Below are 5,254 nucleotides of genomic sequence, written 5' to 3' on the forward strand. Positions count from 1 at the left end.
TTTGAGGAGCTTGGTTTATATCCAATAGAAAAAGTGAATACGGGATGGCTTGCTTTATCAGCGTTTAGGAAATAAGTTGATAAAATGTGAAGGGTACAGGAGCCGTATACGAGGTCCGTACGTACGGTTCTGTGAGAGGGATGAGGCATAAGCCTCACCCTACTCGATGCTTAACAGAAACTCAAATTAAGCGACTTTGAATTTGTTTATTTTGTGCTATTGATACGTGACTTTAATAGAGGCCTTAAATCCTCAGGCAACCAGCGCATAAGTAAATCGTTATAAGCCTGCGTTTTTTTAATAACTTTAAGCTGCTCATTAAGAATAGCGATGTCTTTTGCGCCTTGCTCGTTTTTAGTACAACCAATAAAGCCATAACTGAGCGCTGGAGATTCGGTTAATGGACGCTGCGTTAAGTTTTCTTCAAAGTGCATTGATTTAGCTAAATAGTAATGCTCGCTTGGGTAACCCAGCAAAATATCAATTCGTTTTAGGTTAAGCATATATGTAAGGCTCGCTAGGCTATCGCGTGTGGGTCTAATTACTAAATCAATGTTGGGTGTACTGTTTATTAAAATATCTATCTCTTGGCCGTAAGAGCGGCTCATAGAAACTCCAAGAGTTAGTTTTTTATCTTGTATTAAATTGAGTAGTGATACTTCTTTTGATTCCGCTATACTTAGCGCTTTGGCCAGCTTTTTATGCATTGCTATTGAAGGCGAGAGGCCCGTTGTTGAGCTTTCGTCTGTGAAATAAATATGCTCTTTTCTGTAATCATTTTTATAAAGCGATAACGCACAAACATTATTTGAAGTATTAGACAGCTCTTGAATTACTTTACCTGAGGGGATAAGCATGCGGTTAAAGGTAATATTAGGAAGTTGTTTTTCAAGTAAAGAAATTATGCTTTCGTCACGGCCTTGGTGTTGATATTGACCATTTAAAATATAATAGGGTGCAAAATCGTGCGCTAGCCAGTTTATGGTTCTAGCATTGCTTATTGAGCTCAGACAGAAAAAAAGTAAGAAAGTTAAAAATATACGGAGCATTACAACAGCTACCAGTAATTATTATTGTAAAACTATTGTAACCAATAAAGGGCTAAAAAGTAAAATGCCAGCAACAAGGCTGGCATAATATCTTATCAATAATTGCAATAATAGAATGGCAATTAAAGTTATATGTTGCTTAGTTAGCTTTTAGCCACTTAACAAACTGGCGTGCATCACTCGCTTTTTGAAATAATGCATTTTTTAAACCTTGTGTATCACTGAAGATTACACGATGTTTGTTTACTGAAATTGATTGCACTGGATGTGCTATTTGGATCATAGACCCGTTATATTTATAAGACATAATAAAACTCACTTTATTCTTGTTATTTATTCTGCGCTATATTTGTATAGCAAATTGCAGTCAATAAATTAACGATGTTGTGTTTAGCTTCATTACAGTGTTGACGATCTTTATGACACTTTTGCGATGATAGTAAAAAATCATCTCGGTATTATTCAAGGGGTTCTCGCCGTACAATAACTTAGCTTTCAAATATACGTTTTGCGGGGCTTACTGGATCAGGGTAAATGGTTAACCGCGGCGGTTTCTTTAAACCAGAGAGGGAAGGTAACTTATATATAAATTGTGTGCAAGCTATTTATTATAAAAATATTTATAATAAATCTTATCAACTGCTTACAAAGCCCATTTTTAGTTACCAAAGGATAAGTATGAATTACCTAATAGTGAGTGATATTTATGGTTTAACCCCTGCTTTAAGGAGGTTATCACACGCAATTAGTTCAAATTTAGTGATTGTTGACCCATACAATAACAAGATTCAAGCTATTGAAAGTGAACAAGATAGTTATAATAATTTTATACAGCAGTGTGGCCATGACAAATACACGGACAAACTTCTAGAATGCTTTGAGAGTTTAAAAGTGCCGACCACATGTATTGCGTTTAGCGCAGGGGCAAGTGCAGCATGGCGGGCACAGTTATTAACAGGCAATACACACCTTAAAAAGTTAATTGGCTTTTATCCGTCGCAAATTCGTAATTATTTAGCGTTAGATGCAAATGTACCCTGTGAATTCATATTCCCAGAAAGTGAGAGTCACTTTAATGTTGATGAAGTTATTAAAGCTTTAAGCACCAAAGCGGGTGTTAAGTGCTATAAAACCAATTTTTTGCATGGTTTTATGAACGAGTACTCAACCAATTTTAATGCGCAAGGGCTGGTTGAATATAGTAGCTATATAAAACAGAGCAGCCGTTAAAGCGTGTTTAGCTGCTTTTTATTAATATCAGGAAAATCAGTACGGGTATTATATTTTGCATACAGCGTTGTAAAAACGCTGCTGCCGGATAACTTATCTAACTCTTTTATAAAGGTTTTAGCACTAGAACGAGCGGGTCTACAGCATGTTTGATACTGTTTTATTATACCCGCGACAGATAAACCTTGTTTTTGTAGCTTAAGGTCGGCCTGTGCAAAAAAAGCCGCACCCGTCCAATAAACACGTTGCTGGGCGCGTTGCTTCCACATATCGGCAGAGAGCTTATTAAGTGGCTGTGTTTTAGTTTTGGTTTGCAGGCGGGCACGATCAAATCCTGCATTTAAACGTTGTACAAACTGTGGCTGGGTGATTATACCGCTGTCACGCATTATTACGTTTTGCATATAACTGGCAAAACCCTCGCTTAGCCAAAAACCGGAGTAGGGAAGTAGCGGCAAATATAAATGCGAAAGTTCATGGTATAGCGTCCAATCTTTAGTGAATGCATTTAAACTGGCGTAGCGATCTATATGTAGTTCAATCCCATCGGGGTTATTGCGCTTAACTGTAGCCCAAGGTACAGGCTCAAAAGCAAAGTATTGCGGTTTTAAATAAATAGGCAAAGTGGTTTGCTTTAAAGGCCCCAGTGTATTTTGTGTTTTTTCAACACTTTGATTAACCCATGTAGACACCGTATTTTGAGCATTACTTGAGAGCGAGCTAAGGTTATGTATGACTACTTCAGCGGCTAATACGTTAAAAGAGCTGATTGATAGTAGCAGTACAAAAAAGTATTTCATTAAAATGCTCCACTGTAATTTAATAACTGGTACGCCAGGCTTAATATACAAGACCAACTAAATGGATAAATAATCACGCCTAATTCTTTATTTTTTAAAATGATAGTAACTATAAAAGTACAAATACAGACACCTCTAGCTAAGCATGGTTTAATCAATTAATCGTTATTTTAAGTTAGGTTTTAGCCATGACGTATCAGCATATTCAAGTTCCTGAGCACGGCCAAAATATCACTATTGATGCACAAGGACACTGGCAAATACCGTTAGAACCTATCATTGCTTTTATTGATGGCGATGGCGTGGGTCTAGATGTTATGCCGGTAATGCGCCATGTTGTTGATAGTGCAATTGAGCATTGTTATAAAAGTGCACGGAAAATTCATTGGATGCAAGTTTATAATGGCGAGCAGGCCGCAAAGCTGTATGACGGTGACTGGTTTCCACAAGAAACAATTAACGCGGTACGTGCCTGCAAAATTGCCATAAAAGGGCCGTTAACCACACCACTGGGTGGTGGCTTTCGATCGCTTAATGTTGCACTCAGGCAAGAAATGGATTTGTTTGTAAATATGCGCACTATAAAAGGTTTTAGTGCACTCCCTTCTCCTTTAAAAAACCCTTTTTTAACAAACATAACAGTGCTTCGTGATAGTAGCGAAGACGTGTACTCAGGTATTGAGTGGCAAGCAGGCAGTGTAGAGAGCGAAAAAATGCTCGATTTTTTATGTGAGGAAATGGGCGTAACCCGCCTAAGGTTTTCACAAGAGTGCGGAATTGGTATTAAAAATATATCTAAAGAAGGCTCTGAGCGACTAATGCGCTTTGCAATTAACTATGCACTTAAAAACGATAGTGAATCATTAACGCTAGTACACAAAGGTAATGTACTTAAATTTACCGATGGTGCATTTAAGCGTTGGGGGTTTGCACTTGCACAAAACGAGTTTAATGCCACCGCACATGAAAATGGGCGTTGGTTGCAAATAGAGCGAGCACACCAAGCACCCTTAATTATTAAAGAAGTCATAGCCGACAACATGCTGCAGCAATGTTTAATGCATCCAGAGCAATTTGATGTAGTGGTGACTACTAACCAAAATGGTGACTTTTTAGCGGATATGCTCAGTGCACAAGTTGGTGGTGTTGGTATAATGCCCGCTGCAAATCTAAATAACGATGTCGCATTTTTTGAGCCTACACATGGCACGTTTGAACGTATAGCAGGGCAAAATAAAGCAAACCCCAGTAGTAGTATTTTAAGTGCGGTATTAATGCTTAAATTTATGGGGTGGGACGAGGCCGCATTACTCATAGAAAATGCGTTAGAGCAAACATTTAAAAGCGGTGAAGTAACCTTTGATTTAGCGCAAGAGCAGAGCGATAACTCAAGTATTCATAACTCGACAACCTTAACTTGTACTGGCTTTGCAAAGAAGGTCATCGAGCACTTTTAAATACATCCATTATTAAGCTGCTGAGGCAGTTTTTACTCTGTGCATACAAGGGCGGTTGGTTAACTGCGCTGCACGATGGTAAATCTCATGTGCTTGGGGTTCATCGCACTGTGTACCACTAAGCGTATCCATTAACGCAACAACAATAATTGCAGGAACCTGGCAGCAATATTCGTCTAAAACGGCTTCCGTAGTTTGTGCATCTACATGGCAAAGTGGATGATTTTTAAGTTGGTATGCATTTAATAATGTATCAACTTCTAATACATCATCTGGTTGATGCTTTGTTTTACGGCATTTGCAACCAAACTCATCAACTAAAGTAGCTAACGCTTGGTAAGTTTCAGTAGTGTTAGCTTTAGTGCATAACTGCTCTTCAATGAACTGATGTAAGTTAGCATCGATGAATAATCCGTCTTGGCGTGTGAAAGAAGCTGTTGTCATAATAATTACTCTTAGTTTGTTGGCTTAACTTCACTCTAGCGCTAAGTGTATTATTAATAAAATTGTTGTTTTCAATAACTGATATTGATTTTATCAATAGTAAGTTTTAAAACTAAATAAAAAATAGAAAACATATCTAAATAATACTAGGGGCTGTTGATCTTTGTAGTACATATATCAATCAGCCCACATTGGTAGCCACATCATAGTAAATGCTAAAGCGAGCATTGAATGATAATTTCGTTCAAGCTTTTCATACCGCGTGGCTATCCCT

The 5,254-nt window shown here is 37.8% G+C and carries 6 protein-coding genes and 1 pseudogene; 2 read left to right on the forward strand and 5 right to left on the reverse strand.

Features of this window, described 5'->3' with window-relative positions; genetic code table 11:
* Positions 1–206: 206 nt before the first annotated feature.
* Positions 207–1,049, reverse strand: a complete 843-nt coding sequence (locus QL998_RS20160; RefSeq protein ID WP_290193366.1) for a transporter substrate-binding domain-containing protein — start codon at positions 1,047–1,049, stop codon at positions 207–209.
* 139 nt (positions 1,050–1,188) lie between these two features.
* Positions 1,189–1,356, reverse strand: coding sequence for a hypothetical protein (locus QL998_RS20165; RefSeq protein WP_002961566.1), 168 nt, complete (start codon positions 1,354–1,356; stop codon positions 1,189–1,191).
* Between the two features lie 371 nt (positions 1,357–1,727).
* Between QL998_RS20165 and QL998_RS20170 the strand changes: the two genes are divergently transcribed.
* On the forward strand, positions 1,728–2,279 hold the full coding sequence (locus QL998_RS20170) for a hypothetical protein (protein ID WP_290193367.1): 552 nt from the start codon (positions 1,728–1,730) through the stop codon (positions 2,277–2,279).
* Here QL998_RS20170 and QL998_RS20175 read toward each other — a convergent pair.
* On the reverse strand, positions 2,276–3,079 hold the full coding sequence (locus QL998_RS20175; RefSeq protein ID WP_290193368.1) for a hypothetical protein: 804 nt from the start codon (positions 3,077–3,079) through the stop codon (positions 2,276–2,278). The two genes, QL998_RS20170 and QL998_RS20175, sit on opposite strands and share 4 nt — an antisense overlap.
* A gap of 188 nt (positions 3,080–3,267) precedes the next feature.
* Here QL998_RS20175 and icd point away from each other — a divergent pair, with 188 nt between their 5' ends.
* The gene (gene icd / locus QL998_RS20180) at positions 3,268–4,536 is read left to right on the forward strand and encodes an NADP-dependent isocitrate dehydrogenase (protein ID WP_197110803.1); all 1,269 of its coding nucleotides are present in this window, start codon (positions 3,268–3,270) and stop codon (positions 4,534–4,536) included.
* Positions 4,537–4,548: 12 nt separating this feature from the next.
* On the opposite strand, the gene QL998_RS20185 is transcribed toward icd, so the two are convergent.
* On the reverse strand, positions 4,549–4,980 hold the full coding sequence (locus QL998_RS20185) for a hypothetical protein (RefSeq protein ID WP_010554222.1): 432 nt from the start codon (positions 4,978–4,980) through the stop codon (positions 4,549–4,551).
* Positions 4,981–5,157: 177 nt separating this feature from the next.
* Positions 5,158–5,254, reverse strand: a pseudogene (locus QL998_RS20190) (IS5/IS1182 family transposase); the annotation flags it as partial.

The sequence above is a fragment of the Pseudoalteromonas sp. APC 3691 genome (assembly GCF_030408135.1).
In the GTDB taxonomy this organism is placed as follows: Bacteria; Pseudomonadota; Gammaproteobacteria; order Enterobacterales; family Alteromonadaceae; genus Pseudoalteromonas.

Bases quoted from the DNA above. Each gene is read 5' to 3' on its own strand.
- QL998_RS20170 (WP_290193367.1), top strand. From the start codon at position 1,728: ATGAATTACCTAATAGTGAGTGATATTTATGGTTTAACCCCTGCTTTA.
- QL998_RS20160 (WP_290193366.1), bottom strand. From the start codon at position 1,049: ATGCTCCGTATATTTTTAACTTTCTTACTTTTTTTCTGTCTGAGCTCA.
- icd (WP_197110803.1), top strand. From the start codon at position 3,268: ATGACGTATCAGCATATTCAAGTTCCTGAGCACGGCCAAAATATCACT.
- QL998_RS20185 (WP_010554222.1), bottom strand. From the start codon at position 4,980: ATGACAACAGCTTCTTTCACACGCCAAGACGGATTATTCATCGATGCT.
- QL998_RS20175 (WP_290193368.1), bottom strand. From the start codon at position 3,079: ATGAAATACTTTTTTGTACTGCTACTATCAATCAGCTCTTTTAACGTA.
- QL998_RS20165 (WP_002961566.1), bottom strand. From the start codon at position 1,356: ATGTCTTATAAATATAACGGGTCTATGATCCAAATAGCACATCCAGTG.